The organism is Sphingomonas sp. GW821-FHT12D09 (assembly GCF_058807215.1).
In genome coordinates this window covers 1,800,913-1,827,124 of sequence record NZ_JBXAQL010000001.1, presented here as the reverse complement: position 1 = coordinate 1,827,124, position 26,212 = coordinate 1,800,913, and the positions used below count along the sequence as shown (strand labels likewise).

The window sequence follows — 26,212 nt, the reverse complement described above, 5'->3', positions numbered from 1 at the left end:
TTCAGTTCGCCGCCGGCGCATGGATCTCGGCGATATAGCCGCCGGGGAAACGCACGATTGCGGCCTGACGGCCCTGCTCGGCATGCGCAGGGACCAGGATCTCGACCCCGGCAGCCTGCGCCCTGGCAAGCGTCGCGCCGAGATCGGCGACCTCATATCCCGTCAGCTCGCGGCCATAGGGCCAGGGCAGCTGTCCGTCCGAGACGATCACGGTCATGCGGCCATAGCCCGAGGTCAGACGGATACGGCGATAGGTCCTGCCCGGCTCGCCGATCTCCATGCCGGGTGCCGCCTTGTCGTCCGAGACGATCCTGGCATGCGCATAGCCGCCCCAGGCCTTGAGGAAGGCGGGCGCCGCGTCGGCGGTCAGATAGATGCGGTTCTCGGGCACGGTGGCGACCGGGGCGTAGGCAGGTCTGGTCGTGTGCCAGTAGAGTTGCATGTTCACGCCGCCCGGCCATTGCACGACGACGTCGCGGCCGATCGGATCGGGGAAGGTCGTCACCCGCCGCGTCGCGCCATAGCTGAGCGCGGAATCCACCGCCTTGTCGATGTCGTTGACGAGATAGCCGGTCCGCTCCTCGCCGAACGGATAGGGGACGGGGGTCAGGAAGCCGAAGACGGAGAGCGACCCCGCCGGCGTCAGCACGAGCTGGGACAGCGTCTTGCTGCTGGCCGGCGTCACCTGGAAGGCGCCCTTCTTCGACGCGGTGCCGCCGAAGGTCGCAACCAAGCTCGCGACGAACCGGTCGAAATCGTCCGGCGCGACATAGACATGGGTCGTGTCATATTGCGGTCCGACGGCATAGTCGGCGCTCGCCGCCGCTTGCCGGGCGAGACCGGGCGCGGCGGGGCTCGCGGCGACCAGGGCCGCAGCAAGCAGGAAGGCGAAACGCTTCATCGTCAGTCTCCTCCAAAGTCCGGTCAGACCGCCCAGCAACCGCAGCCAAGCGCGCCCCAGAAGCTCTGCACGTCGGCCGCGGGCACGTTCGCGCCCAGGGACGCGGCATGGTCATGGCCATGGACAGTGCATGCCGAGGCGCAGCCGCAGGCATGGGCGAGCTTCGCATCGGCCCCGCGATCGCGGTGGTAGCCGCCAAAGGTCGCGACGGGCGACCAGTCGGGCATGGGTCGTGGCAGCGCCGGCGCGAGAGGCGCATAGTCGCCCTCGCCATAGACCACCTTGCCGCCGAGCAGGGTCAGGACCGACCGCAGATGTGGGATCTCGCTCTCGGGCACGCTGAAATAGTCGCCCGACAGCACGGCCAGGTCGGCGAGCTGGCCCGCCTTGATCTGACCTTTCTTGCCCTCCTCGCTGGAGAACCAGGTGTTTTCGTGCGTCCACATGCGCAGCGCCTTCTCCCGGCTCATCCGGTTCGCGCCGGGATAGAGGCCCAGGCCGCCGACGGTGCGGCCGGTCACCAGCCAGTTGAGCGACACCCAGGGATTGTAACTCGCGACCCGGGTCGCATCGGTGCCCGCACCCACGGGCAAGCCGGCTGCGAGCATCCTGGCGATCGGTGGCGTGCGCTCGGCAGCGCGGGCGCCGTATCGCTCGACGAAATACTCCCCCTGATAGGCCATGCGATGCTGGACGGCGATGCCGCCGCCCAATGCGGCGATCCGGTCGATATTGCGGTCGCTGATCGTCTCGGCATGGTCGAAGAACCAGTGAATCCCCTCCAGCGGGATGTCGCGATTCACCTTTTCGAACACGTCCAGCGCACGCCCGATCGTCTGGTCGTAGGTGGCATGGAGCCGCCAGGGCCAGCGATGCTCGGCGAGGAGACGCACCACGGGCTCGAGATCGGCTTCCATGGTCGGCGGCATGTCCGGCCGCGGCATGCGGAAATCCTCGAAATCGGCTGCCGAATAGACCAGCATCTCGCCGGCGCCATTGTGGCGATAGCTGTCGTCGCCCTGGCCCGGCGACACCTGCTTCACCCAGCCCGAGAAGTCCGCCAGCTCTTCCTTCGGCTTCTGGGTGAACAGATTGTAGCTGATGCGCAGGGTGAGCTGGCCGTCGGCATGCAGCTTCTCAATGATCTGATAGTCGTCGGGATAGTTCTGGAACCCCCCGCCCGCATCGATCACCCCAGTCACGCCGAGCGCGTTCATCTCGCGCATGAAGTGCCGGGTCGAGTTGAGCTGATATTCGGGCGGCAGCTTCGGCCCCTTGGCGAGCGTCGCATAGAGGATCGTGGCATTGGGCTGCGCGAGCAGGAGGCCGGTCGGGTTGCCGGCCGCATCGCGCACGATCTCGCCGCCCGGCGGGTTCGGCGTGTCCCTGGTGTAGCCGACGACGCGCAGCGCGGCGGCATTCAGCAGCGCGCGGTCGTAGAGATGGAGGATGAAGACAGGCGTGTCCGGTGCCACGGCATTCAGCTCGGCGATCGTCGGCAGGCGCTTCTCGGCGAACTGGTGCTCGGTGAAGCCGCCGACGATGCGCACCCATTGCGGGGCGGGCGTATTGTCGACCTGACGCTTGAGCATCGCCATCGCCTCCGCCAGGCTCGGGACCCCGTCCCAGCGCAGCTCCATATTGTAGTTCAGTCCGCCGCGAATGACATGCATGTGGCTGTCGATCAGCCCGGGAATCACGCGGCGGCCATGCGCGTCGATCACATGCGCTCCAGGCGCCGCGGCGCGGACCTCCTGCTCGCTGCCGACTGCCAGGAACCTGCCGTCGCGAATCGCGATAGCCTCGGCCTCGGGATTTTCCCGGTCGAGCGTGGTGATGCGGGCGTTGACGAGGATCAGGTCATTGGAGGTCATCGGGGCTCTCGCATTGCCGGAAAGCAGCGGCGCGAGCGTTGCCGCCGCGCCGCCGAGAAGGGTCTCGCGCCTGGTGAAGGTCATGCCTTTCCCTCTCCATCGCCGTTGCCCGGCAACTGCCCGAAGACATGCTCGGCGCAGCCGGTGCGGATTGCCGCGGCCCGGGCCTTGCTCGCCCACAGGCTGCGGGCAAGCGGCACGGCCTGTTCGCCGAGCAGGATGCCGAGCAGCCCGATCAGGGCGATCGCCGGCGGGGCGGGCGACCGTACCTTGAGGAACGCGTAGATGACGCCGACGAGCAGGCCCGCCGCGAGCGAGACCAGGTACGGTCGCATCGTCTCAGTGTCCGCCTTCGGAGGCGCCGAACATCGTCTTGGCGTAGGTGACGCCAAGACCATAGGCGCCGCCCCATTTCTTCGCGATGCCGGTCGTCGCATCATAGGTGTCGGCCCGCGCCCAGTCGCGCTGCAGCTCGAGCAGATATTGGAGCGAGGTCATCGGCACGGCACCGAGCTGGATCATGCGCTGGACCGCGCGTTCATGGGCCTCGGGCGAGACGTCGCCGCAAGCATCCGAGATGAAATAAGCCTCGAAGCCCTGCTCGATCGCGGAGGCGACGGGTCCGACGATGCAGACGCCGGTCCAAAGGCCCGCGAAAACGATCCGCCCCTTGCCGATCCGGTTGACCTCCGCGATCACCGCCGCATCTTCCCAGGTGTTCATGGTGGTGCGGTCCAGCATCGCCTGGCCCGGAAAAGCTTCCTTGATCTCGTCGAACATCGGTCCCGAGAAGCTTTTCTCGGCGACCGTGGTCAGGATCGTCGGAACCGAGAAGGCGGCGGCCGCGCGGGATACCAGCGCGGCATTGTTCCGCAGCAGCGCGCCGTCGATCGACTTGGTCGCGAACGCCATCTGCGACTGGAAGTCGATCAGGATAAGGGTGTGGTCGGTCGGGGACAGCAGATTCGTTCCGGCTGCCGGTGTAGCGGTGATCGTCATGCCTTGTTCCTTCTGTTGTGCCTTCACGATGCCCAATGGCTAGATCGACGCTATGGGCAGGAATAGTTGGATAAAATCCGCCGGTTCGTTCGCGGAAATCGAAAGGTTATCCGGCGTTGCGCGGAGGATTTCCGCGCCGATCCTCGCCGCCTGCGTGCCGGCGTTCTTGCAGCTTCCTGATGCGACCAGGAGGATTCGCGCCTCTTCCGGCGCCATCATGCCTTTCGCCAGATGCGCCGCCATGCGAGCGGCGTCGTCCCGACCTCCCGGCGAAAGAGCCGGGTGAGGTGCGCTTGGTCGGTGAAGCCGCAGGCGATCGCGATGCGCGACAGCGACTCCCCGGATTCCAGCATAAGGAACTGGGCCCGCCGAAGCCGTTCGCGGATGATGAACGCATGCGGCGCCTCGCCCGTGCTCACCTTGAACGCCCGGCAGAAATGGCCGACGCTCAGCTTGGCGATGTCCGCCAGTTCCTCCACGGGGATGCTGCCGCCCAGCGCCTTTTCGATATGCTCGGTAGCCTTGCGCAATTGCCAGGTGGCTAGGCCCCCGCGCGTTGCCGGCGGCACCGCCGTCTTCGACTGCAGCGTATGGGGGATATCGTCGACGAGGATCGGCCGGGTGAACAGCGCGAGCGCCTTGTCGAGAAGGTTGCGCGCAAGATGCGGATCCTCCTCGAGCGAGCGTCGCGCGTTCGAGATAAGGGCCTGTACCGCGTCGGAAGTGCGCGCATCGTCTTCGACCCGCCACGGCATGGCTTCGGCGAAGGCTTGGGCGCTTTGGACTTGCTGTAACATCGCTCACTCCGGTCAGGATGATGCGAGCATTCTGTGCGGGCGCGGCGCCGGTCGAAATCAGCCGCGGGTTGTCCGGGCTAACGCATTGGGATGCCGCTACCCCAACATTGGTTGGGGGTCCGGTCCGACACGGCCCCGCGGATGCGCAGCCGGCTGGCGCTCACAGAAACTCTGATGGAAGGTCGCCGGGGCGACCGCGGACAGGGATGGTGACGTCAGGCTCCGCTCGCCCGAACCCTTGTGTACCGGCCCGGGAGAGCAAGGCAGGGGACAGGATCAGCGCGCCCGGATCAGGCTGCGCAGCTGGAGCGCCGCGGCGATACCCGATACCAGGATTGCCATGACCGAGACCGCCGACCAGCCACCCAGGCTCCACGCCGCGGTCGCCGCCGCCGACCCGCCGGCACCACCAAGAAACATCGAGCCCATGAAGATCGTGTTGAGCCGCGCCCGGGCCGCGGGCCGCAGCGCATAGACAAGGTGCTGGTTGGAAACGAGCGCGCTTTGCACGGCGAAGTCGAGCAGGATGACGCCGACGATCAGCCCGGCGATCGATTGCCAGAAGCCGAAGAGAAGCCAGGCCGCGACCGTCAGCAGCGCGCCCAGCGCCACGACCGGGCGCGGCCCGCTGCGGTCCGCGACGCGGCCGGCCAGGGGAGCGGCCAGGATGCCGACTGCCCCGACAATACCGAACAGGCCGGCGACGTCCGCGCCGAGCGCATAACGCGGCGTCTGAAGCTGGAGCGCGAGGATAGTCCAGAAGGCAGTGAAAGCCGCGAACAGCAGCGCCTGGGTGATCGCCGCCAGGCGCAGGGCACCGAATTCGTGCCAGAGATGGGTGAGAGACGACAGGAGCGCGCCATAGCCGAGCGTGCTGTCCGGCCGGCTGGTCGGCAGCCTGACCGCCATGAGCGCCGCGGCGCCAAGGGCCATCGGAACGCCCAGCAGGAACATCTCGCGCCAACCGGCATGGGTGGCGACGAAGCCGGCGAGCGTACGGCTGAGGAGAATGCCGCAAAGCACGCCGGACATCACCGTCCCCACGGTCGCACCGCGCCGTTCGGGTGCGGAGAGGTGCGCGGCGAGCGGGACGATCTGCTGCGCCACGGTCGACGCGACGCCCACGACCAGCGATGCCATCAGCATCAATCCGGCACTCGGCGCGAAGGCGGCTGCGACGAGCGCCGCGGCCAGCAGCAGGAACTGCGTCACGATGAGCCGCTTGCGCTCGAGAAGATCGCCGAGCGGCACCAACAGGAAGAGGCCGGCTGCATATCCGAGCTGGGTCGCGGTGGGGATGAGCCCACCCAGCCTGCCTGGCAGGTCCCGCTCGATCACGCCGAGCATCGGCTGGTTGTAATAGATATTGGCGACGGCCACGCCCGCGGCGACGGCCATCGAAAAGGTCAGCCCGCGGCTGAGCCGGTGGCCGTCCTCGACCGCGCTGCCGGCAGACTGGATTTCACTCATGGCGTTCATCTTCGCCTCCTGGAAACCGGTCCGCCTCGATGCGGGCCGTTCATCGCCAAAACATGTAGATCATCTTTATTTTCGTTATTATCCTGCCAAATGGTTATGTCGGTATAACGAGTATCGTTATGGATCTTGGGAATGTCGCGGTGTTCGTCGAGGCCGTTGCGAATGGCAGCCTCGCCGCTGCGGGCCGTCGCCTCGGTATCGGTGCGATGGCCGCTTCGCGGCGGCTGGCCGGTCTCGAGACGGACCTGGGCGTCCGGCTGTTCCACCGGTCGACGCGCACGCTCTCGCTGACGCCCGAGGGCGATAATTTCCTTCCCCATGCACGCGCGATGCTGGAGGAGGAACGGGATGCGCGCGCCGCGCTCCGGCCGGCGGGAGCGGGGGCCGCGGGCCTGTTGCGGGTCACCAGCTCCTTTCCGTTCGGGCGGCGTGTGCTCGCGCCGATCATCCCCGATTTCATCCGGGCCAATCCCGAGGTGCGGGTCGAACTGCTGATGACGGACGACATCGTCGATATCGTCGCCCAGGGCATCGATCTTGCGATCCGCATAGCGAAGCTGCGGGACAGCAGCCTGGTAGCCCGTCGGCTGGCGGACAATCCGTTGGGCCTCTACGCCACGCCGGCCTATCTCGCCGAGCATGGCACACCCAGCCGGACCACTGAACTCGCCCAGCACGAATGCCTGACCGTGACCGGCGTGAGCCACTGGGAGCTTCGGGGACCGCAGGCGAGGCTGTTACGCCAGCGGGTCACCGGACGTTTCAACGCCAGTTCGGTCGAAGGAGTCTACGAAGCCTGCCGCGGCGGACTGGGGATTGCCCAGCTTTCCCGCTGGATCGTCGAGCCGGACCTGAGAACCGGCGCGGTCGTCGAGATTTCGCTCGAGGATGCCAGTGCCGACACGTTCGCGGTCTGGGCGGTACATCCGAGCGCACGGCTGGTACCGCCCAAGGTGCGGATGTTCGCGCAGGCCGTGGAGGCCCATCTGAAGACGGGATAGCCGGCCCGGCACGCGCTCTCCGGATTTCCTCCCGCCGTTCATAAGGGCGGTATCCTGCCCGTCAGCACGAAGCGCGTGCCCACCTTGTCAGGAATATAGGCATAGGTTCCCTGGAGCCTGTGGCTCATCGCGTCGATGAGCCGGCTGCCGAATCCCACCGCCTTCACGACCTGTACAGCCCCCACGGGACCGCCATAGTCGCGAACCTCCAGCCAGAATTCGCACGCCGCCGGGAAGAAGAGACAGACATCGATCTCGCCGGGCTCCTCGAGCGCATAAGCGTGCTTGCATGCGTTCAGCACCAGCTCGGTGATCAGGATTCCCAGCACACTGGCATAGCCGGCCGGAACGGACCGCCGGGGCGTGTGAACGCAAATGCGCTTTCGTGCGGTACCGGTCGTGTACGCCGCCTCGAGTTCTGCGGCGAGCTCGGCCAGATAGGCGGCGATATCGACGGTGTGCGCATCGCCGGATCGATAGAGTTGCCGGTGGACGCCGGCGATCGCCGCGACGCGCTGCATGGCGGCGGTCAGCGCATCGCGTATATCGGGATCGTCGGTGCCGCGCGCCTGTGCGCCGAGCAGTGCGGAAACCAGCTGGAGCCCGTTGGCGACACGGTGGTCGATTTCCTGGTGTGCCATGACCGTCACCGGCGGCAGGACCGCCGTCACGGCGTCCGGGTCGCGAATGTCCTTGGCGATCATGCGTGCCTCCCTTGTCCTGTGGGCGGCGTTTTGACGGGACCCACGGGAGCGCGAAACCATACGCAAGTCTCGGCGGGGCAGCATTTGGGATGCATAAGGCCCGCCGGAACCGCGCCGGCACACGCGTCCGGGACGGCAGGGAAGCCGACTGTCCGGCCCTGGCGGCTCAACCAACGGAAGGGCCGGGCATACCTGCGTATGGTAGAGCATCGCGGCGGATCGGCAGACTAGCATGGGCGGCGGCATTGACCTCCCCTCACGGGCCGGATCGGATGCCCTATCGCCCCCGACAGGAGCCACAGCGTGCAAGACGATTCGCCCCTCAGGATTGACCCGAGCCGTCGCGAGCTCCTGTTCGCCATGACGGCGACAGGGCTCATCGCCGGTGCCGGGCTGCCGCTAGCCGGTAGTGCCGCGCCCCTTTTCCCTATCGAGCATGGAGATCATCGCATGGGTACGATCACGACCAAGGACGGAACCGAAATCTTCTACAAGGACTGGGGCCCCAGGGATGCCCAGCCCATCGTGTTCCATCACGGCTGGCCGCTTTCCTCGGACGACTGGGACGCGCAGATGCTGTTCTTCCTGCTGCACGGCTACCGCGTCGTCGCACATGACCGCCGCGGCCATGGCCGCTCCGCGCAGGTCACCAACGGACACGACATGGACACCTATGCGCGCGATGCCGCGGCAGTTGCGGACGCCCTCGACCTTCGCAATGCCGTGCATATCGGCCACTCGACCGGCGGCGGCGAAGTCGCGCGCTATGTCGCGCGATACGGCGCAGGCCGTGTCGCCAAGGCGGTCCTGGTAAGCGCGGTGCCGCCGATCATGGTCAAGTCGGACAAGAATCCCGGCGGCACCCCAATCGAGGTGTTCGACGGCTTTCGCTCGGCGCTTGCCGCCAACCGATCGCAATTCTTCCGCGACGTCGCCAGCGGCCCCTTCTACGGCTTCAACCGCCCGGGTGTGACCCCTGTTCAAGGTACGATCGACAATTGGTGGCGCCAGGGCATGATGGGCGCTGCCAACGCGCATTATCTCGGCATCAAAGCCTTTTCCGAGACCGACCAGACCGAGGATCTCAAGGCGATCACCGTGCCGACGCTGGTGCTCCATGGGGACGACGACCAGGTCGTTCCCATCGCCGATTCCGGCCTGCTCTCGGCAAAGCTCGTCAGGAATGCGCAGCTCAAGGTCTATAAGGGCTATCCCCACGGCATGCTGACCACCCATGCCGATGTGATCAACCCCGACCTGCTTGCGTTCGTCCGGGGCTGAACTTCACCAGCGACAGAGGAGCACAGCGATCGCTGTGCTCCTTTTCGTGCGCATGGGGGACATGGCCCGAACAGGCCAGGTGAGCGGCGATTACTTGCGCCCTCAAGCCTTCAGATCGGGGCGGATAACAATTCCCCTGCCGAATTGCTCGATTCAATCTGGTCGAGTTGCCGCAGAATATCCGCGAAGATTCCATCATCCCCGTCGATGGGAATGGCGCTATGAAATGTGCTGCCGAGGCGATCGAGATCGCTTCTCGTCAACAGTCCGATCGCGACGACCCGGGTGTCAGGCATGACCCGATTTACCTCCATTTTCGGGGTATTAACGCGTCCCGCTTTGGTCGGTGCCAACCATTGCGAGGCCGTATTCAAGCCGCCTGGCGATCCGTCCGGGCATTCATGCGCGCGGGGCTGGCCGCGAGTCTTTTCGGCTGTTTGCTCGTTGTCCACACAAAGCACCGGTTGCTGGAGGCGAGCGATGAATGAAGACATGCTGAGAGGAGAAGGCCGCGACATCGCGGGCAAGGTCAAGGAAACAGTCGGCGACGTCGCGGGCGACCCATCGCTGCAGGGCGAAGGGCTCGCGGATCAGCTGAGCGGCAAGGCCCGGAAAGTCTTCGGCGCGGCGCGCGATGCGCTCGCCACCGAAGGCACGCCGATCTTCGACAAGGCGAAGCAATTCGCGCGCGAGAAGCCCTGGGCCTCGGCGGCGCTGGCCGGCGTGGTCGGCCTCGCCATTCTCCACACGCTGCGCGGCAGGCGTTGAGGCGGAAGGAGCAAGCGATGGCCCCGTTCAACAAGGACATGGTGACGCTGGCCAAAGCCAACAGCTTCTTCCAGAAAGAGGTGTATCTCGACAGGAATGTCCAGATCGTCCTGATGAGCCTGAAGCTAGGCGAGGATATCGGCGAGGAAACCCACCGCGCCGACCAGACGACCTATTTCGTCGAGGGCAGCGGCAGCGCCGTCCTGGATGGTCGTAGCACGAAGGTGACGGCCAACCACATGATCGTCATCCCTCGGGGGACGAAGCACAACATCATCAACAAGGGGACGACGCCCCTCAAGCTCTTCTCCGTCTATGCGCCCCCGGCGGAAGACCGGGGTGTAAAGCACAGGACGAAGGCGGAAGCCGAGGCGGCTGAGGAGGATGTGGTCACCAAGATGGTCAAGGCAGTGAAAAGCACGCTGGCGGGCAGCGGGCGCGCGAAGCCGGCGCCGCAACCCGAACCGAAGCCCAGGCGGAAAGGTGCCTAACTCGATGGTGGCGAAACTGGGCGTGAACGAAGCGACGCCCGAGGAACTGGATTCCCTGCCCGCGCTCGCGGGACATGGCTTCGAGATTGCACGGTATCGTCAGGAACGCGGCCGATTCACCGCGCTGCGCCAACTCGACGAGGTTCCCGGCATGGCCGGCAAATTGAGCGACGAGGATCGCGCGCTCCTGGCACTTTGACGACGAACTGCTGCCGGTAGCGCAATTTCCCAGGAGTGGGCTCAGACCGTTCAAGCGCTCCGCATCACTTTCCGGAAATCTGCGCCCTGATGATATCAGGGCGCGGAATTCAGCGCGTCAACCGGGCGGGCATTTCACTTGTTGCCGGACCGCGTCACCGGTAGCCACCGCCATTGATGCGCCTCCTGGCGGAATGTCCCGATGCCCGGGAATGCGAGATGGGCTCCCGCGACGAGATAGTGCCGCTTTGCCGCTTCGGCGAGAATCCGCTGGCGGCTGTGCCATGCCTCTTCCGGCCGATAGTCGAACCGGATCGTGATCGCCGGATCGATGAGCTGAACCGGTGCGACGTGCATGACATCGCCCCAGATCAGCAATGTCCTGCCGCCGCTCTCCACCTTGTAGGCGGTGTGGCCAGGCGTGTGGCCGGCGAGCGCGACCGCATGGACGCCGGGCGCGAGCGCGGCGCCAAGCCTGAAGGTCTGCAACCGTCCGGCCGCCTGATACGGGGCAAGCGACAGGGCCGCTGCGTCGAAGCTTGCCTTCACAGACGGATCGACCTTGTCGACATTGGCCTTGTCCAGCCAGAAGTTCCGCTCGCTCTCCTCGATGTGGAGCGTCGCGTGGGGGAAGACCCTCTTCCCGTCGATCGCAAGCCCGCCGACATGATCGGGGTGAAGGTGCGTGATCAGGATCTCGTCGATCTCCTCGGGCTTGTAGCCTGCAGCCGTTAGGCCGGCCATGAACTTTCCGAGCGCCGGACCGAAGAAATTCCCGCCGCCGGTGTCGACCAGAATGCGCTTCTTGCCGGTATCGATGAGATAGGCGTTGACCGAGGTTGGCTGCACGACGGGTTGGTTCGCTGCCGCGAGCAGCGCGCTGATTTCACCGGGTCTGGCATCGACCAACAGCTGATCCGTCGGCAGCTCGAAGATGCCGTCGCCGATCGCGACGATGGTGAAGGCACCCAGTCGCATCTTGTAAACGGCAGCGGCGTTCGTAGCGGCCTGCGGCGTTGGACGCGAGGGTCTGTCAGGCCGCGCCAGCGCGGAAGCCGCAGGGGACAGCACGAGCATCAGCGCCGCCGATGCGAGAAGAGAGGTTTTCATGGTGAATCCTTCAATGGCGGCCTTCCGCAAGACCGGCAAAAGAGCGGCGCGCGGACGCCCGCGCGCCGCTCTTTCGGTCACGCGGCGGCGACGGTGGTGTAGGCGTCGAGGATCACGTCCGTAACGGCCTCGGGCTGCGAGAGCAGGGAGAGATGGCTCGCCTCGAGTTCGCTCGTCCTGGCATTCATCGCGGCAGCATGCGCACGCTCGAGCGCCACACTGACGATACGGTCGTTCGCCGAGACGATATACCAGCTGGGGCGGCTCTCCCACGCAGCTTTGGTGATCTTGTCGCCGAAAGTGCTGGCGGCGAGCGGCGGCTGCAGTACGGCGAGAAGGCGCGCTTCGGCCTCGGGCAGGTCCTGGCCGACATCGCCGATCCAACCCTCGGCGGTCAGCTTGAGGAAGCCGGTCCCGTCGTCACGCACCTGCGCCAGGCCCGGCGGCGATGGGTGGGCGTTGACCAGCTCGCCGACCGTCTCACCCGCTTTGGGGGCGAAAGCGGCGACATAGACAAGTGCCTTCACCTTGGGATCGTTGCCTGCCTCGGTGATGACGGCACCGCCCCAACTATGCCCCACAAGCACGACCGGTCCGTCGATCGCGTTCAGCGCGCGCTGCGTGGCGGCCACGTCATCGGCGAGCGAGGTGTTGGGATTCTGCACCGCGACAACCGCAATGTCCTTTGCCAGGAGAAGCGGGATGACGCGCTGCCAGCTGGAGCCGTCTGCCCAGGCGCCGTGCACGAGAACGACGGTCGGCTTGGTCGAAGAAGAGTCGGTCATGGTTCAGGGCTCCTGTGGATCCGGGCTGGACCGGATTGCTTGAAGTCCTCCTAGCGGCTCAGCCGCGCGCGAAATTGTAGAAAGGCGCGGCGATTTGGCGGGTTCTGACCCGTAGCGCCGCCCATCCCGGCCAGGGGAGCAGGGCGTTGGTTCGAAAAGCACCAGGAATGATACGCGCATACAATCGAGTGGCACCCCTGACTGCATATCCGGTTCGTGTTCAATCGATCCGTGCCGGCGCCCCGTCGCGGATCTGCCCCGGCCGAGCCGCTGTCCGGATCGTCCGAAGGCCCCATGGGGATCCAAGCCATGATAGTCGCGGCCGCTCTTCGCCGGCGGGCCGGGCGCGATCGAGATCGCCGCGCGCCATGAGCATCTCGGCTATGCCCATCTGGCGAGCGGGGGCAAAAGGCGACGCCGGACGCTGGGTGCCAATTGGTATCTGAACGGATTCGTGCGCGTGATGATCAACTATATCCGCTGCACGTCGTCGATCACGCCGGTGCCCGGCCCGGCTCCGACACGGGAAGCACGATTGGCGCGAGAACGCAGATTACCTTCTGATCAGTCGAAAACAGGCGGCGCGGGCGGATCGCTGGCTGGAAAGCTCTCTTCCAGCGCTTCGTCGATCAACGCATCTTCGTGATCGTCGGCGTCAATCTGCGGTTCGCTCGGGTCTGAAATCATGGGCATTGCTGTCTCCTCCCGGACGGCGATGCCATGCGCGACGCACCCACCATAGAAGGTAGCGGACGCGAATTGCACGAAACGACCGGGCGGAGGGCCACCCGGTCGATCGTGCGTTTCCAGGCCCTGCTTATTTGCGGCGGGCATCGAGGCTCAGTGCCCCGCCACCAAAGGCGACGATGTTGAGCAGCCCGCCCGCGATCGCCACGTTCTTGAAGAAGTGGATGAACTGGTTCTGGTCACCCAGCGCGCTGTGGAAGGCGAGCGCGGTAGCGATCGAGAACACCGCCAGGATCGCCGCGACGGCACGGGTGCGGTAGCCCAGGATAAGGGCCGCGCCGCCAAGGAGCTCGACAAGAAGTGCGATCGCGAGGCCGACCTCGGGAAGAGGCAGGCCGACCGAGCCGATATACCCAATCGTCGCGGCCGGGGCCGCAAGCTTCGAGATGCCGCTCAGAAGGAAAATGGCGGCGATGCCGATGCGGCCGATAAGCGGAAGCGCGGCAGCGGAACTGGACGACCTGGTGGTCGCATCGAGAGGTAGCGTAGCCATGAACAGTCTCCTTTCGGCGGTGGTACGCCGTTGTGAGCCCTAAGGTGGCGGCAGCACCGCAACCCAACCAGCCGAATAAAATCGTTCGGATTGTTCTATTTTGTTGAAATGGCCAAAAGCCTCGCGGCCGCAGGAATTTGCCGATCGCGCTAGGAATGTGCAATTTCGCGCCCACGCCTTGGCTTAAGACGCAGGTCAAGACGGGTTCGAGAATCTCGAACGCATTCGTCGAGACTTTACGCATTTACCCCCGGCGCGTCTGGTTGCATCGGGCCGCTGCAAATGCGGGAGGAACAGATGGCAACACCGGATTTGAATCTTACCCAGGTCGAATGGTCGACGGTGGCGATCGCGCTGCAGGATGCGGGATTGCAAGATTGCGGTGTGATTTCGGACGACGAACGCGTGAGCCCTCTTCGGCGCCTCTCGTATCTTCTCTACGGATCCCGGACACCGCTGCCTCTATCGGATGCGCGCCTCGAGGCCATCCGCCGCTTCGTGTGCATGACCCGCAGACGCCGCAGGCCTGCGGAGGAACTTGCCGGGAGCCTGACGGCGCACGGGTTCAGCAGGGCCCAGATCGAGGCCATCGCGCTGCTCTCGCTTTGACCGTACCGCGCGGGCACCGGACCGGTGTCGGGCGTTAGAGCCCAGCCTCAGGTATGCCCCCGCCTGAGATGATCGCCGGGACGGGCCTGCGCCCGCTAGCGCCCGTCCCGGCGATCCGCATCCGCCGGGCGTAGCAGCCAGGCATCGGAATCACCGCTGCAAGACATGGTTGGGCAGGAGGACACCGGCGCTGGTCAGGCCGGAAGCGGAAGCGTCGATACCTGGCAGGTCTAGAGATCGACCATCCCGGAGGTTTCGCTATCCACACCGGCCCGCGATACAAATTGTTCGAGAAGCCAGGATGCCGCCGGCCCCGGCGGCGCATCCCGACGCCAGATACCGGAGAAGCGGTACATGCCGCCGGGTTGCTCAGGCAAGGCGAGCCGTACCAGCGTTCCCGAAAACAGGTCGGGTTCGATGAGGGGAAGCGGCATATTGCCCCAACCGATGCCCTCCCGCAGCAGAGAATGCTTGGCGCCAAGGTCCGCCAAGCGCCAGGTCCTCGGGCTGACCACCGAATAGTCGCGCCCCTCTGTAAGTGGCGAACGATCGGTCAGGACGAGTTGCACATAGTCGCGCCCGGTCCCGGGCGGGATCGTCGCCATGCGCGCGAGCGGATGATCCGGTGCCGCCACCGGTACCATTTCCACCGCACCTGCCGGCTTGGCATCAATTCCCTCGACGCCGGCAGAGAGCGGTCCGGAAATGCCCAGGACCGCACGGCCATCCAGTACGAGCGCAGTTACGGCGCCAAGTGCCTCGACATGCAATCGAAGCGTTACGGTCGGAAATTCCGTTGCAAACGCCCGAAGCAGTTCGCCCAGCCTCCGGGCCGGCAGCATTACATCGACGGCAAGATGCACTTCCGCCTCAAGGCCATCCAGCAAGCCTTTCACCTTGGCGCGAAGTCCATCGAGACCTTGGGCAACGCTGCGCGCCTCCGCCAGCACGGCGCGTCCTGCCTCCGTCAGCTTCGGCTTGCGCGTGCCTTCGCGTTCGAACAGCGTCACGCCCAGCTGTAACTCCAGATTGGAGATTCCATAGCTGATCACCGAGACGGCGCGATTCATTTGCCGGCCGGCAGCCGCGAAGCTTCCCGTGTCCACGATGGCAAGGAAGATCCGCAGCTGATCGAAGGTCGGGGTGCCGGGGTTATTCATTTCAGCTTTCTCGAAAAGTTCATCGCTTTTTATCCAGCTGATCGAACAAGTCGAGCGCCTCTACATAGTGCTTCGACGGCAGCGGTAGACCTCCTCCCCAGCCCAGCGGAGTAACAGCGATGATCGAACTTCGACCCTTTTCGAGCCTTGGCGGTGCCAATCACGGATGGCTCGATGCCAAGCATCACTTCTCGTTTGCCAACTACTACGATCCGGATCGGATGGAGTGGGGCAATCTGCGGGTGTGGAACGATGACGCCATCGCGCCGCATACTGGCTTTCCGCCGCACCCGCATCGCGACATGGAGATCATTACCTACGTTCGCGAGGGCGCCATCACCCATGAGGACAATCTCGGCAATAGGGGTCGCACCGAAGCCGGCGACGTTCAGGTGATGAGCGCGGGGACGGGCATCGCCCATTCCGAATATAATCGCGAGGACATCACGACCCGGATTTTCCAGATCTGGATCCAGCCCACGCGCACCGGCGAAAAGCCCGGCTGGGGAGCGCGGCCTTTCCCCAGGGGCGAGCGGTCCGGGCAGTTCGTGGTACTGGCAAGCGGCTTCGACGCTGACAATGACGCGCTGCCGATCCGCACGAATGCCCGGGTCGTCGGCGCGACACTGAAAGCGGGCGAGACGGCGGAATACAAGCTCGGCGCGGATCGCCGCGGTTACCTCGTGCCGGCCATCGGTACCGTTGAAATCAACGGAACACGGGTCAATGCACGGGACGGCGCAGCGATCAGCGATGTCGACACGCTCACGGTAACAGCGATCGAGGATAGCGAGATCGTGCTCGTCGATGCGGCATGACGCAATCTGGCGGCCGGCATATGCTGGCGGCCAACTGGCTGCCCGTCGCCCTATGTGCCCCGGGGCGCCCCGGGAACTGATGAAGACCACCGCCTCGGTATAAGGTGAGCCCAATCGACTTACGCTGAGGGGGACGCTGGCGCGTTGGCTCCGTCAAGAATTCTCCCCAAGCGCGCAACAAGGTTCGCCGCAGCGCGATGAAGCTCGTCGGCTTGAACGCCCGTACGACGTCGTCCGCTACAGAATGCGATAGCGCAGCCTCGGCGATCGGATAGGGAATTTCCGGCATTTGCTCGGCCGCCAGTCGCGGAAGGAACTTCGGGAGCCACGCGCGTCGAACGGCAGATACGCATCCCATAGTCATGTCGGAAATCGGATTGCCGTAACGATTGCCGAAAAACAGCGCTCCGGATGCCGATAAAGCCGGTGCAAATAGGTTGACAGGGTAAGGCGGTTTCTGCGCCAGCAACGGCTCGAGCTTAGTTGGGAACTCATCGCCATAGGAGAAGATGAATTTATTTCCGCGCCGGCCTGTCTCCCTTCGGTGTAGCTCGGGCTCAAGACGACAATATCGCCTTGGTGCCCGAGCTTCGCGGAAGTCAGAATCGAAGGCTTAGTCCGGCGCGACCACCGCCGCCCTTGTACGCCTTGCTGTAGTCGCCGGTTGCCTCGATGAAGCCGCTGACGCGGTTGCCGGATGCAATGTTGAAGCCGATCACGCCTTGGCCGTAGGTGCCGATCCGCTGGTTGTTGAGGTCGAGTGTCTGGCCGCCATTGGCGAAGTCCAAGCCAGCGCCGCCACGGAACTCATGCACCGCCTTGCCGCCGATATATAGTGCCGTGCGGGTGGCACCCGAGCTAAGGTTGGTGCCGATCCGAAGACCGGCGCTGCCGCGCAAGCCTTCCGCGTCCTCGAAGTCCACGGTCGATGGACCGGCGGTCAGCGCGCTGAGGTCGGTGCGGACATATTCGACTGCCACTGCAGGCTCGACGAAGAAGCGGTCGCCAAGCCGCAAGCCGACTTCTGCTTTTCCGCCCCAGGCATTGCCGTCGAGCCTCTGGCTGATCGCCGCGCTGGGAAGGCGCGCGGCGAGCCAATAATGTTCGTACTTGGCCAGCGCATTCGCGAAGAACGGCCCGATATGGAAGCCCGCATAGGCGCCGCCGTTGACCGCATCATAGTTGAAGCGATCGGCATTGCCGCGGAAGGTCAGCGCCGAGCTGGAATAGCCTCCCGTCACGCCGAATACTGCAGCGTCGCTGTCCGAGATCCCGCCGAAATCATAGCCGATCTGTCCGCCGAAAAAGTCCTGGCGGTTGTCGAGCGCGAAGTCCTGGACCTGTCCGAAAGCCGTGGCATCCTGACGCGAACGACTGATGTCGAGCGAGCCGAATGCCTGGCCCCAGAGCGCCGAGCCTCGGCGCGGCGACTCATCCGTCATTCCGGAGGTCGCATCCCGCAGGCTCTGCATGTGCGAACTCCAGGCATCATTGCCACGATAGAAAATCTGCCGTGCGCCCTCGCTCGCCTTGATGAGTTCGTAGGCCTGTATATTGGGCGTCCCATACAATGCGAAGTTCGAGGTAGCCGGATCATAGGCCAGTCGGTAACCCACCAGCCCCTGGCTGGTCGCCCCGGCGAGCGAAAATGCCGTCGCTGAGGTACCTGTGCCCGCATCGACCAGCACCAGATTGTTCACCAGCACACCTGCATTGGGCCCGAGCGAATTGATCGCAATTGCCGTGCTGCCGGTGGCGGCTCCGCCGATCACGAGGCGATCGGCCACCGCGCCGCTCGCCGGTGTCGCCACGTCGAGGACGAGCGTGCTGGCGCCGGTGCCGACAAAATTGCCGGGCAATGTCAGCGTGTCACCGGCAATTCCGTTGCCAAGATCCACCGTGCCGCTGTTCTCGAAGCTTTCCAGCCCTGCCAGGGTTATCGCTCCGGGCGCTGTCGCACCCGTGCGCACGGCGAACCGGCGCGTGTTCACGAACCGGTCGTTTCCGGCGCCGAAGTCACTGTTCGCGGTTGCATTGAACGTGCCGTTGTTCACGACAACGTCGTCACCCGGGGTGAGGTCGACATAACCGTTGACGGTGCCGGTCGGCGTAATCGTCACCTGAGCTGCAGCGCCATCGACGTCGAGCGTCGGCCCGGCGCTGCTCGAAAGACTGTCGCCGATCGTGATCGTCGCACCGGTGCCCGACGTGACATCGATACCCGCTGCCTGCCCGGAGACGGGAGCGCCAGCCAATGTCGTCACGCTTACGGTACAGGCGCTCGATGCGAGGATGCCCGTACCCTGTGCCGCGCTCACTGGACCCGTCGCGGTGATGTTGATCGTGCTGCATCCCGGACTGGTCGCAACGATGCCGCTCGAGCCCGGACCGGTCACCGTTACCGGACCGGTGGTGATGGTCTGCGAGCCGGTTGTCGTCGATACGTCGACCCCGTTGGAATTGGCGCCGCCGGTCGTGACCGGGCCGGCCGTGGTATCGACGATCACCGGGCCGGCGCCGCCGTTGATATCGATGGCGGGGGAATTGTCGCCGCTCGTGGTGACGGGCCCGGTCGTGACCACGGTAATCGGCCCATTGCCTGTCACATCCACGCCGGGTGAATTGTCGCCTGCCGTGGTAACCGGTCCGGGGGTCACGACGATGGGATCGTCACTGCCGACGATCTCGATCCCCGGCGAATTGTCGCTGCCGGTATCGACCGGACCGGTCACGACAGTGATGCCGCACGATCCCGGCCCGAGTACCAGGCATGCGGCAGGATCGGTGACGATACCCAGGCCTGTCGCGTCGTCGCCGGCGGTCGAGATGCGGCCGAGATTGGCGAGGATGTTCGCTGGCGCGTTGATCAGCACGCCGGCGGCGCCATCGCCCTGGGTCGTGACCTGATTTGCGGCAAGATCGACGTCACACGCGCCGCTGCCGATGAGGACACAGGCGGTCGGGTCGCCGACGATATTGACGCCGTCCGAACCCGCGCCGCTGGTGCCGAGCACGCCGATACGGCCGGTCGTTGGACCGGCGATCCGCGCGAGGACGCCAGTCGAGCCATCGCCGGTCGTGGTCAGTTGGCCGATGTTGAACGACGTCCCGCAATTTCCCGCGCCGAGCAGCACGCATGCCCCGGGGGCGGAGGTCAGATCCAGACCGGCGGCGTCATTGCCGTTGGTAGTCAGGACATTGACGTTCCCGGTGACGTTGCCCGCCGCCGTTACCAGCGCTCCTGGCGAACCATCGCCTTGCGTGGTCAGGGTTCCGACATCGAAGCCCTGATCGCAGGCGCCTGCGCCAAGCGTAGCGCACACCACTGGGTTCGTGGACAGATCGAGGCCCGCTGCTTCGTCACCCCCGGTCTGGAGAGCGTCGACGCTGACACTCGTCGTCCCGGTCGCGGCCGAAACCAGCGCGCCAATACCGCCGAAGCCATTCGTAGTGATCTGATCGGCGGCGGCGGTCACGTCGCAGCCACCGGTGCCGAGCAGCACGCAGGCCGCTGGGTCTGTCGCGATGTCCAGGCCGAGCGCCTGCCCGCCCTGGGTGCGCAGCACGCCGACATTGACGTTGACGTCGCCTGCCGAACGCAGGAGCGCCGCGGTGGAGCGATCGCCCTGGGTGTCGATAAGGTTCGCATTGAGGTTGGTAGGTCCGTCCAGCGAGACCAGTTGTACGCCGTTCGAGTCACTCCCGGCAGTGCGGATGATGTTCCCGTTCAACGTGACGTTGCTGCCCTGGATATCCAGGCCGGGCGCATTGTTGCCTACGGTCGAAACCAGATCGTCCGTGGTAAAGACGATGCCGTCGACGGCACGCAGGACGGCGCCGGTCGAACCGTTCCCGGTAGTGGTGATTTCACTAACCCGGGCGGTGATATTTCCGGCTGAGTTGACGTTCAGCCCCGGCTGATTGAGGGTGTTGATCACCGCAGAACCGAGGGCATTTATCGTCACGTCGGCGTCCGGTCCGACTGTGGAAAGCACTACCGTTTGCGGAGACTGGAAGCCGTCGCCCAGATCGACCGTGACAGGACCGGCTATCGGCGGAAGATTGAGCACCGGCGTGGCGGGGTCGGCGGGGGCGCCGCCCCCTGGGCAATTGATGGTCGTCCCGGCAATCGGAAGGCAGATGGTCTGGGCGGCCGCCGGCGCGCAAATGGCCAGGCCGCACCCGGCGACAGCCATCGGGCCCATCAGCCGGGAAATGGCGATCAGGCTTGAAACGTTCTTGTGTCTGGCAATCATTGCAGCGTTCCCTTTTCAAGGCCCGCCCCCTTAGCGATACGAACTCGCTCCCATGCTGCTGAATACACATCATCTATTTTCGAGAAGTTAATTAACGATCTGAAATGACGCAATTTTATGCCGCTCTAAGAGTTGTCTGCCGTATCACGGCAGCGAAGCGCTCCCCGCCTAAGGCAATAGCAGCCTCCGGCATAATTGCGCTCAATAGGAATTAAGGTGCCTTGCTGTCGATGGGCAAGAAGCCGGAACCGCCGCTTGAGGCCCGCGTTCGCGGATGATGTTGTTGGAGAACACCTTGACGCCGGTGAAGCAGCCGCCCGTACTCGATCCGGTATCAACCGTTACGGCCACGATGCACATCTGGTGGAACAACGCGGTCAAAACCCTGCCTAGCATCGTTGCGGCTGTCTTGTTCCTGTTGGTCGCATATTCGTTGGCACGTGGAATATCGGCATTGGTCCGCCGGCTCGCGCTTCGTCGCGATCGACACGATCTTGGTGCTATTTTTGCCTCAATGACGTTCGGCGCAATTATACTGGTAGCGCTCCTAGTGGCGGCGATGATCGTCTTTCCCAGTGTTAAGCCGGGTGATGTTCTATCGACCCTCGGGATCGGGTCAGTCGCGGTGGGTTTCGCATTCAAGGATATTCTGCAGAACCTGTTCGCTGGCGTGCTGCTGCTAATCAACCGTCCGTTTCGCCGTGGTGACCAAATCAAGGTCAAGGACTATGAGGGCACGGTCGAGCATATTGAAAGCAGAGCGACTTTGATAAAGACGTTCGACGGCCGCCGCGTCATAATTCCCAATGCGGACATCTATACTGCCCCAGTGACGGTCAACACGGCGTTCCCAATCCGCCGCACCCAAATCGATCTCGGCATCGGCTATAATGACGACTTGGCCAACGCCGCGCGTTTTATCGTCGATGCCGTAAAGTCGGTCGAGGGCGTGCTAGATAACCCGGCGCCGGAGGCCATTCCGATCGAGTTCCGCGACGGGGACGTGCTGGCGCGGGCACGCTGGTGGACATCGTCGAAGCAAACCGACGTAGTCCATATCCGAGCGAAAGTGGTAGAGGCGATCCTGAAGGCATTTCGCGAAGGCGGCGTCGATTTGCCGTTTCCCACGCAAATCGTGCTGCTTCATGATCAGTCGGGAAAAAACGAGGATGATCGCGGTGAGCAGCGACTACGGAAATCCTCGCCGGCGACGGGCAGCGAATACCAAGTTCAAGCTGACAGCTAGCTCTCAAGCTGGCCATCTAACCGGGATTGCCGCTACGCTCCGCGACGTTGGCGCAAATCTCGATGACGTCTTCCATTCAGCGGCTATCGTATGAGCCTATTGGCAGGCCGCGTAGTCCATACATCTCTAGGGTCTCTCGCAAAGCGATTGGATAGCGCTCGCCAGCAGCGCAATGGTTGCTGGCAGCTGCTTGTCGCATCCGGGACATTACCTAGTTAAGTATCCGAAAGGATTAACTTTTATTATGACATGGTGATCGCGGAGAATGTGTATGGATACGTTCGAAAGCACCGCCGCCCACCTCTTCCGCAGCCTGCCGAACTGCCCGCACGCGGCGCGTGCAGCGCAGGAATATCGAATGGCCGCAAAAGCAGGGTCCCCTGTCGCGCGGGAAAGTCATATCGAGATGGCGCGGTACCACGAGGCGCTCATTGCGCCGGGCGAGTATCTGACAGCGTTCAAGCTATTTGCTGAGGATGCGTTCGACGGCTCGAAGAACCAGGTCTAACTCCAGCACCACTTCGTCTCTGCCCGCTTTCACTGCAACCACGATCTGGTCGATGACAGCCTGCATGGCCTTGTGGCCGTGACGAGATACAAGCTCCTCCGCTTGTCGGGACGGGTCGATGCAAATTTCCATTCAGCCGAAATCCTGCGTTGCCCAAAAATTTCCCTCTGTTCGACGAAACGAAGCTCTGGTGCGGCTATTCGCGGCGCACTGTCGCGCGATCTGCGACGGGCTCGCGGGCCGGCCCCATCCCAAAAAATATGGCAGGATATTTTGCTCTCATCCGCTCGAACTGCTCATGGGCGCCCAGATGCCGGATAAATCGAAAATTGTGCGGGGCGGTAACCTCGTACAACTGGCCCCGAGCGTCCTGCACCGCTGCATGAGCGATCAGACGGGAAGCGATGGTATCCATAAGCCATCCTGGGACGACCAAACCCCCGATTTGCTCCGCCACCTTTGCAGCATTGTAATGACATCGACCGACTTCCGGCAAATGCGTATCGATCAGGAACTCTCTGAACGTCAGATGCTGTGCGTCGGTCGGCGCCCGCTCGGCCAGTTCGCTAAAGTAGCGGGTGTCGTGATCAGGCATGCCCCTGCTTACTATCGATGGGTTAACCGAGTACTCACAGCGGCATCGATGTTCATGTTTAGCGTGGAACGGCTGGCAGCCATTAAATAAGTGGTGCTGTGCTACTCCTCGCTTTTGCACGCCCAGCGTGTGTCAATGCGCACGTCCTCATATTTGGCTTTCATCTCCACGAGCATCGCATCCGCGCGATCGAGGTTCGAGGTGGAAAAAATCCATGAATCACCCAACTCGTCCGTCCACGTGATGAGAAGTACGATTTCCTCTCCTGTCGTGTTTCCCATGGGGACCTCGCTGATCGAAGTTTGTACTCAAAATGACTGAATTGGCGTAATCCGGTGCCGGCAATGGAAGCCGATATGCTTCGCCATACGCCAGCGTGCCGCTCCCTGGCGGAGCGGCACGCGATCAAACGCAGATAGCTGCTGTCCCTGGCTTCCACGCCTGACAATGTATTAGCTAGCGCAATTTCGTGCTCGATGTTTAAATATAAATAGGATGATCCAATTCGGATCGACTTGCGCAAAATGTCCTGCAGAAAATATCTGCGCCGCGCTGTATCAAATCGTCTCAGGCGCTCGTAAAACGACGCCTTGATACCACGGCTCGACCTCGACTTGATCAAGTTCAGTCAGGAGGCCATCGAAAATATCGTCCGCCGGGACGGGAATGATCTGCAGCACGGCTCCGACCCGCTCGATATCCCGCTGGGTCAGCAATGCAATCCCGACGATCGGCTCATGCGCATTGTTTTCCATGCGTTCACAAACGTGCGTGCGTTATTCCAGTGCCGTTCGCTTCGAACATGCTGCGAGCCTGGGCGCGTTGCCATCCCGTTGCGCCACGCTCGGAATCGAGAAGTCGGGGGCGGGGAACTTCCTTTACGCGAAAGCCGTGCTCGGCGTGCTGCTCCAGTTGGTATGATATGCGATGCGCGAACGCCGCGCATACGCCGGCCCGCGCCTCATCGGCGAATGCCGGGCGCTGGCCGGGAGGGCCGGCATGCTTCAAGGGTGCTACCGGGGCAGGCAGCGCTACAGAAAATGGTTTCCTCGATGTCGTCATCTTCATGCATCCCAAGCTGCCGATTGCTTCGACGTTGAGCGATTGACGCGGTGGACGGCGGTCGAGGGGCGGTGCGAAATTCTCTATGCCGGACGGCTGGGCATCGGTCCTGCCATTCTCTCGCCTAAAGCGAGAGCAACCAGGGCAGACACCGGCGCGGCGTCGATCCGTTTCTCCAATCTGTCCGGCATCTTCTGTTCTGCGGCCATTATCCCGGCCATGCGGCGTGAAGCGCGACGTCCAGCCAGAATGAGCGGGGAGCGTCGTCAGCCACGTAACGAAACCGAGCACTGATACAGGTGACAAGACCCATCGCCAGCGGCATTCTGGATTCGAAAGAGATAGGATGCCGCGCATGCCGATCTGGCAGCTTGCCCTGTTCGTCGCCGTGTTTGTCGGAGTGTTTCTCTGGCTGGCAGGCCGGAGGCGGACTCACGAAACCCGGCGGTTGGAGCGGGCATTATACCCGGAGGTCGCATCGCTGCGCCAGCAGGCCGCGGCGTTCGCGGAAGAGCTGGCTCTACGGCATGTCGCCGGCACCGCGCTCGATGCGGATTTCTTTTGGCAATGGCGTCTTTCGGCCCCGCTTCTTTATCCCGGCGCGGCGCAGGCCATGGGCGCGCTACCGCTGGATTCCATCGATCGGCTCGGCTTCTTCTACGCCCAGCTGGCGGAAGCCCGGAAGCGCCTCGAGGAAGTGAGAGCCGCGGGCGGAGAGTTGCCAAATCCGTATCGTCTGATGAGCAACCTGCTGCGCGCCTGCAATCACGTCGAGCCCTGGGTTCGAGCGCAAGCGGCCGCGCGAGGCGCGATATTCGCCGACTATGAGATTTCCAATGCGAACGCGCTTTTCGAGGCTCTCGAGACCAGGCCGGGGAAGCCGTCAGTGCAGGCATATTGCTGGGCAGACAGCACAATTGTCATCGAGCCCCGCCCGAACGCCGTCTAGCCATATTCAATGCCAAGGGCGTGCACCCGCCAGGTGCATTTCCGTCAGCCTTCGCCCTATGCTCGTCCAGTACCCCAGAGCGCCGTCATTTTCCAGCCGCCGCGATTCCTCGAGGTAACCGCCGAGAACGTCAGGGCCATCTTCTCCATGCTCGTCGCAGAACGCGAGGGCTTGGGACCAACCCTCGCGCTCTCCGCCCGGAGGCAGGCGGGCGGCCATCACCCGTTCCGGCAATTCAATCAGGAGCACTGCGGATTCCTTTCGGATCTCGTTGGTGATCCGCTCCATTCCTAACCGGCGCATCCTGAATACGTTCCGAACGATGCCGGCCATGCCGGCGCCCCTATCTACACGCCTATGCATGCCCAGGATCGAGGGCTGGGGCCCGGAGACAGCGAGATGGGCTGAGATAGGGCAGGTCGGATCCGGATCGATAGATAGTTGGGCAACCGTTACGATACTCGTGCGTTGGTGCAGGGAGCCGACGGCTTTCCAGTCACGAGATAGGGACATGCTATGAAGAAGTTGTTTGTTCTGGCGACCGCGACCAGCCTGATCGCCCTTTCGGCGTGCAATACCACGGCGCGCGAGCAGGCCGCCGACAACATCGAGGCGAACGCAGATGCCGTTGCCGACAATTTCGATGCCGCGGCCGACAATGTGACGAGCGCCACGACCAAGGATGACCTTCACAATCAGGCGGACGCGATCCGGGAGACCGGCAAGGAGCAGGCCAAGGATATGCGGACCCACGACGCCGACACGAACCTGGCAAACGGTATCTAGGCTGAAGGACTACGGGGCCGGGCTGTTCCCACGCAGGCAGCCCGGCCTAGAAGGGCGCTCGCTTGAAAGCGGGCGCCCTTTTCACGCGCAAATGCCGAAGTTGAACTCGACTTGTGCCCTGCCGGTCATCGTCCATAAGCGTAGGGGCGAGGTCCGGCTTTAATTCGCCGATATGCTGAAGCGGATACCGGCCCCCGCAAACCGCCGGGGAAGCGGCTGAACCTGTGTGAGAACCTGTCGAATGCTCTTCGCGCGAAATCGCGGGCGCCACGGCGAAGATGGCCGTGGCGGTGTGTTGCCCAGGTTTGCATCGCATATCGGACGCGGATCAATCCGGGACTTCCACTCGATAGCAAAATAGCGACAGCGCCCAGACGCGGGCGACGACCCGGCCGATGGGAGAACCCGGCAAGTATCCGGCTGCCCATGTACGCTGATGGTTAACTGGTCGTCTCGGTGGCGGAACTATCGCCTCATACGAAGCGCTTAACCCCGGCAGAGATGTAGCCCCTGCCAGGAGAATCGCGCCGATGTCGATCTTCGGGGAACTGTGCCTCGCCTATCCATCGGAGGATCTCCCTTGGCGACTGCGAGA

30 protein-coding genes and 1 pseudogene are annotated in these 26,212 nt (G+C 63.8%); 13 read left to right on the top strand and 18 right to left on the bottom strand.

Features of this window, described 5'->3' with window-relative positions; all coding sequences use genetic code 11:
* Position 1: 1 nt before the first annotated feature.
* From AC1RPL_RS08145 to AC1RPL_RS08115, 7 genes are all read right to left on the bottom strand, one after another.
* On the bottom strand, positions 2–901 hold the full coding sequence (locus tag AC1RPL_RS08145) for a VOC family protein (protein ID WP_493068741.1): 900 nt from the start codon (positions 899–901) through the stop codon (positions 2–4).
* A 23-nt stretch (positions 902–924) separates the two neighbouring features.
* The gene (locus tag AC1RPL_RS08140; protein ID WP_493069105.1) at positions 925–2,775 is read right to left on the bottom strand and encodes an amidohydrolase; all 1,851 of its coding nucleotides are present in this window, start codon (positions 2,773–2,775) and stop codon (positions 925–927) included.
* 80 nt (positions 2,776–2,855) lie between these two features.
* On the bottom strand, positions 2,856–3,110 hold the full coding sequence (locus AC1RPL_RS08135) for a DUF1427 family protein (RefSeq protein ID WP_493068740.1): 255 nt from the start codon (positions 3,108–3,110) through the stop codon (positions 2,856–2,858).
* A gap of 4 nt (positions 3,111–3,114) precedes the next feature.
* Positions 3,115–3,774 carry a hydrolase gene (locus tag AC1RPL_RS08130; protein ID WP_493068739.1) on the bottom strand — a complete coding sequence of 220 codons (660 nt, stop codon included), beginning with the start codon at positions 3,772–3,774 and terminating at the stop codon, positions 3,115–3,117.
* Between the two features lie 39 nt (positions 3,775–3,813).
* A complete protein-coding gene (locus tag AC1RPL_RS08125) occupies positions 3,814–4,017 on the bottom strand; it encodes a hypothetical protein (RefSeq protein WP_493068738.1) in 204 nt (67 codons plus the stop codon).
* On the bottom strand, positions 3,990–4,571 hold the full coding sequence (locus tag AC1RPL_RS08120; RefSeq protein WP_493068737.1) for a helix-turn-helix domain-containing protein: 582 nt from the start codon (positions 4,569–4,571) through the stop codon (positions 3,990–3,992). Before AC1RPL_RS08120 ends, AC1RPL_RS08125 begins: the two co-directional genes overlap by 28 nt.
* Positions 4,572–4,847: 276 nt before the next feature.
* Positions 4,848–6,041, bottom strand: coding sequence for an MFS transporter (locus AC1RPL_RS08115; protein WP_493069104.1), 1,194 nt, complete (start codon positions 6,039–6,041; stop codon positions 4,848–4,850).
* A 128-nt stretch (positions 6,042–6,169) separates the two neighbouring features.
* Between AC1RPL_RS08115 and AC1RPL_RS08110 the strand changes: the two genes are divergently transcribed.
* Positions 6,170–7,051 (top strand): LysR family transcriptional regulator, encoded by an 882-nt coding sequence (locus AC1RPL_RS08110; RefSeq protein WP_493068736.1) that lies wholly within the window; start codon positions 6,170–6,172, stop codon positions 7,049–7,051.
* Positions 7,052–7,089: 38 nt separating this feature from the next.
* On the opposite strand, the gene AC1RPL_RS08105 is transcribed toward AC1RPL_RS08110, so the two are convergent.
* A complete protein-coding gene (locus AC1RPL_RS08105; protein WP_493068735.1) occupies positions 7,090–7,755 on the bottom strand; it encodes a sensor histidine kinase in 666 nt (221 codons plus the stop codon).
* Between the two features lie 450 nt (positions 7,756–8,205).
* Between AC1RPL_RS08105 and AC1RPL_RS08100 the strand changes: the two genes are divergently transcribed.
* Positions 8,206–9,036: an alpha/beta fold hydrolase gene (locus AC1RPL_RS08100; RefSeq protein WP_493068734.1), complete on the top strand. Its 831-nt coding sequence runs from the start codon at positions 8,206–8,208 to the stop codon at positions 9,034–9,036.
* A gap of 110 nt (positions 9,037–9,146) precedes the next feature.
* Here the strand turns inward: AC1RPL_RS08100 and AC1RPL_RS08095 are convergent, their stop codons facing one another.
* On the bottom strand, positions 9,147–9,530 hold the full coding sequence (locus AC1RPL_RS08095) for a hypothetical protein (RefSeq protein ID WP_493068733.1): 384 nt from the start codon (positions 9,528–9,530) through the stop codon (positions 9,147–9,149).
* Here AC1RPL_RS08095 and AC1RPL_RS08090 point away from each other — a divergent pair.
* From AC1RPL_RS08090 to AC1RPL_RS08080, 3 genes are read left to right on the top strand one after another with little or no spacing between them, the layout of a single operon-like run.
* Positions 9,529–9,804 carry a CsbD family protein gene (locus AC1RPL_RS08090; protein ID WP_493068732.1) on the top strand — a complete coding sequence of 92 codons (276 nt, stop codon included), beginning with the start codon at positions 9,529–9,531 and terminating at the stop codon, positions 9,802–9,804. The genes AC1RPL_RS08095 and AC1RPL_RS08090 overlap by 2 nt on opposite strands.
* Positions 9,805–9,821: 17 nt before the next feature.
* Positions 9,822–10,295 carry a cupin domain-containing protein gene (locus tag AC1RPL_RS08085; protein WP_493068731.1) on the top strand — a complete coding sequence of 158 codons (474 nt, stop codon included), beginning with the start codon at positions 9,822–9,824 and terminating at the stop codon, positions 10,293–10,295.
* A gap of 4 nt (positions 10,296–10,299) precedes the next feature.
* Positions 10,300–10,494, top strand: coding sequence for a ComEA family DNA-binding protein (locus AC1RPL_RS08080; protein WP_493068730.1), 195 nt, complete (start codon positions 10,300–10,302; stop codon positions 10,492–10,494).
* Between the two features lie 134 nt (positions 10,495–10,628).
* Here the strand turns inward: AC1RPL_RS08080 and AC1RPL_RS08075 are convergent, their stop codons facing one another.
* Together AC1RPL_RS08075 and AC1RPL_RS08070 are read right to left on the bottom strand one after the other, a co-directional pair.
* Positions 10,629–11,684 (bottom strand): MBL fold metallo-hydrolase, encoded by a 1,056-nt coding sequence (locus AC1RPL_RS08075; RefSeq protein WP_493068729.1) that lies wholly within the window; start codon positions 11,682–11,684, stop codon positions 10,629–10,631.
* Positions 11,681–12,388 carry an alpha/beta fold hydrolase gene (locus AC1RPL_RS08070; protein ID WP_493068728.1) on the bottom strand — a complete coding sequence of 236 codons (708 nt, stop codon included), beginning with the start codon at positions 12,386–12,388 and terminating at the stop codon, positions 11,681–11,683. Before AC1RPL_RS08070 ends, AC1RPL_RS08075 begins: the two co-directional genes overlap by 4 nt.
* 349 nt (positions 12,389–12,737) lie before the next feature.
* Between AC1RPL_RS08070 and AC1RPL_RS08065 the strand changes: the two are divergent.
* A pseudogene (locus AC1RPL_RS08065) lies at positions 12,738–12,866 on the top strand (porin); the annotation flags it as partial.
* A gap of 86 nt (positions 12,867–12,952) precedes the next feature.
* Here the strand turns inward: AC1RPL_RS08065 and AC1RPL_RS08060 are convergent.
* Together AC1RPL_RS08060 and AC1RPL_RS08055 are read right to left on the bottom strand one after the other, a co-directional pair.
* A complete protein-coding gene (locus AC1RPL_RS08060; protein WP_493068727.1) occupies positions 12,953–13,081 on the bottom strand; it encodes a hypothetical protein in 129 nt (42 codons plus the stop codon).
* A gap of 124 nt (positions 13,082–13,205) precedes the next feature.
* Positions 13,206–13,628 carry a DoxX family protein gene (locus tag AC1RPL_RS08055; RefSeq protein WP_493068726.1) on the bottom strand — a complete coding sequence of 141 codons (423 nt, stop codon included), beginning with the start codon at positions 13,626–13,628 and terminating at the stop codon, positions 13,206–13,208.
* Positions 13,629–13,925: 297 nt separating this feature from the next.
* On the opposite strand from AC1RPL_RS08055, the gene AC1RPL_RS08050 reads away from it, so the two are divergent.
* Positions 13,926–14,237, top strand: coding sequence for a hypothetical protein (locus tag AC1RPL_RS08050; RefSeq protein ID WP_493068725.1), 312 nt, complete (start codon positions 13,926–13,928; stop codon positions 14,235–14,237).
* 230 nt (positions 14,238–14,467) lie between these two features.
* Here the strand turns inward: AC1RPL_RS08050 and AC1RPL_RS08045 are convergent, their stop codons facing one another.
* Positions 14,468–15,397 carry a LysR family transcriptional regulator gene (locus tag AC1RPL_RS08045; protein WP_493068724.1) on the bottom strand — a complete coding sequence of 310 codons (930 nt, stop codon included), beginning with the start codon at positions 15,395–15,397 and terminating at the stop codon, positions 14,468–14,470.
* A 119-nt stretch (positions 15,398–15,516) separates the two neighbouring features.
* Here AC1RPL_RS08045 and AC1RPL_RS08040 point away from each other — a divergent pair, with 119 nt between their 5' ends.
* A complete protein-coding gene (locus AC1RPL_RS08040) occupies positions 15,517–16,215 on the top strand; it encodes a pirin family protein (protein WP_493068723.1) in 699 nt (232 codons plus the stop codon).
* A gap of 599 nt (positions 16,216–16,814) precedes the next feature.
* On the opposite strand, the gene AC1RPL_RS08035 is transcribed toward AC1RPL_RS08040, so the two are convergent.
* Entirely contained in the window at positions 16,815–20,471 is a 3,657-nt protein-coding gene (locus AC1RPL_RS08035; RefSeq protein WP_493068722.1) for an autotransporter domain-containing protein, read from the bottom strand.
* Between the two features lie 274 nt (positions 20,472–20,745).
* On the opposite strand from AC1RPL_RS08035, the gene AC1RPL_RS08030 reads away from it, so the two are divergent.
* On the top strand, positions 20,746–21,717 hold the full coding sequence (locus AC1RPL_RS08030; RefSeq protein ID WP_493068721.1) for a mechanosensitive ion channel family protein: 972 nt from the start codon (positions 20,746–20,748) through the stop codon (positions 21,715–21,717).
* Between the two features lie 271 nt (positions 21,718–21,988).
* Positions 21,989–22,225, top strand: a complete 237-nt coding sequence (locus AC1RPL_RS08025) for a hypothetical protein (protein ID WP_493068720.1) — start codon at positions 21,989–21,991, stop codon at positions 22,223–22,225.
* Between the two features lie 196 nt (positions 22,226–22,421).
* Here the strand turns inward: AC1RPL_RS08025 and AC1RPL_RS08020 are convergent, their stop codons facing one another.
* Together AC1RPL_RS08020 and AC1RPL_RS08015 are read right to left on the bottom strand one after the other, a co-directional pair.
* On the bottom strand, positions 22,422–22,820 hold the full coding sequence (locus AC1RPL_RS08020) for a hypothetical protein (RefSeq protein ID WP_493068719.1): 399 nt from the start codon (positions 22,818–22,820) through the stop codon (positions 22,422–22,424).
* A gap of 557 nt (positions 22,821–23,377) precedes the next feature.
* Positions 23,378–23,575 carry a hypothetical protein gene (locus AC1RPL_RS08015; RefSeq protein WP_493068718.1) on the bottom strand — a complete coding sequence of 66 codons (198 nt, stop codon included), beginning with the start codon at positions 23,573–23,575 and terminating at the stop codon, positions 23,378–23,380.
* A gap of 172 nt (positions 23,576–23,747) precedes the next feature.
* On the opposite strand from AC1RPL_RS08015, the gene AC1RPL_RS08010 reads away from it, so the two are divergent.
* Both AC1RPL_RS08010 and AC1RPL_RS08005 read left to right on the top strand, forming a co-directional pair.
* Entirely contained in the window at positions 23,748–24,176 is a 429-nt protein-coding gene (locus AC1RPL_RS08010) for a hypothetical protein (protein ID WP_493068717.1), read from the top strand.
* A gap of 61 nt (positions 24,177–24,237) precedes the next feature.
* Positions 24,238–24,831: a hypothetical protein gene (locus AC1RPL_RS08005; RefSeq protein WP_493068716.1), complete on the top strand. Its 594-nt coding sequence runs from the start codon at positions 24,238–24,240 to the stop codon at positions 24,829–24,831.
* A 6-nt stretch (positions 24,832–24,837) separates the two neighbouring features.
* Here AC1RPL_RS08005 and AC1RPL_RS08000 read toward each other — a convergent pair whose 3' ends face one another.
* Positions 24,838–25,164, bottom strand: a complete 327-nt coding sequence (locus AC1RPL_RS08000) for a hypothetical protein (protein ID WP_493068715.1) — start codon at positions 25,162–25,164, stop codon at positions 24,838–24,840.
* Positions 25,165–25,347: 183 nt separating this feature from the next.
* On the opposite strand from AC1RPL_RS08000, the gene AC1RPL_RS07995 reads away from it, so the two are divergent.
* Entirely contained in the window at positions 25,348–25,617 is a 270-nt protein-coding gene (locus AC1RPL_RS07995) for a hypothetical protein (protein ID WP_493068714.1), read from the top strand.
* The last annotated feature ends 595 nt before the right edge of the window (positions 25,618–26,212 follow it).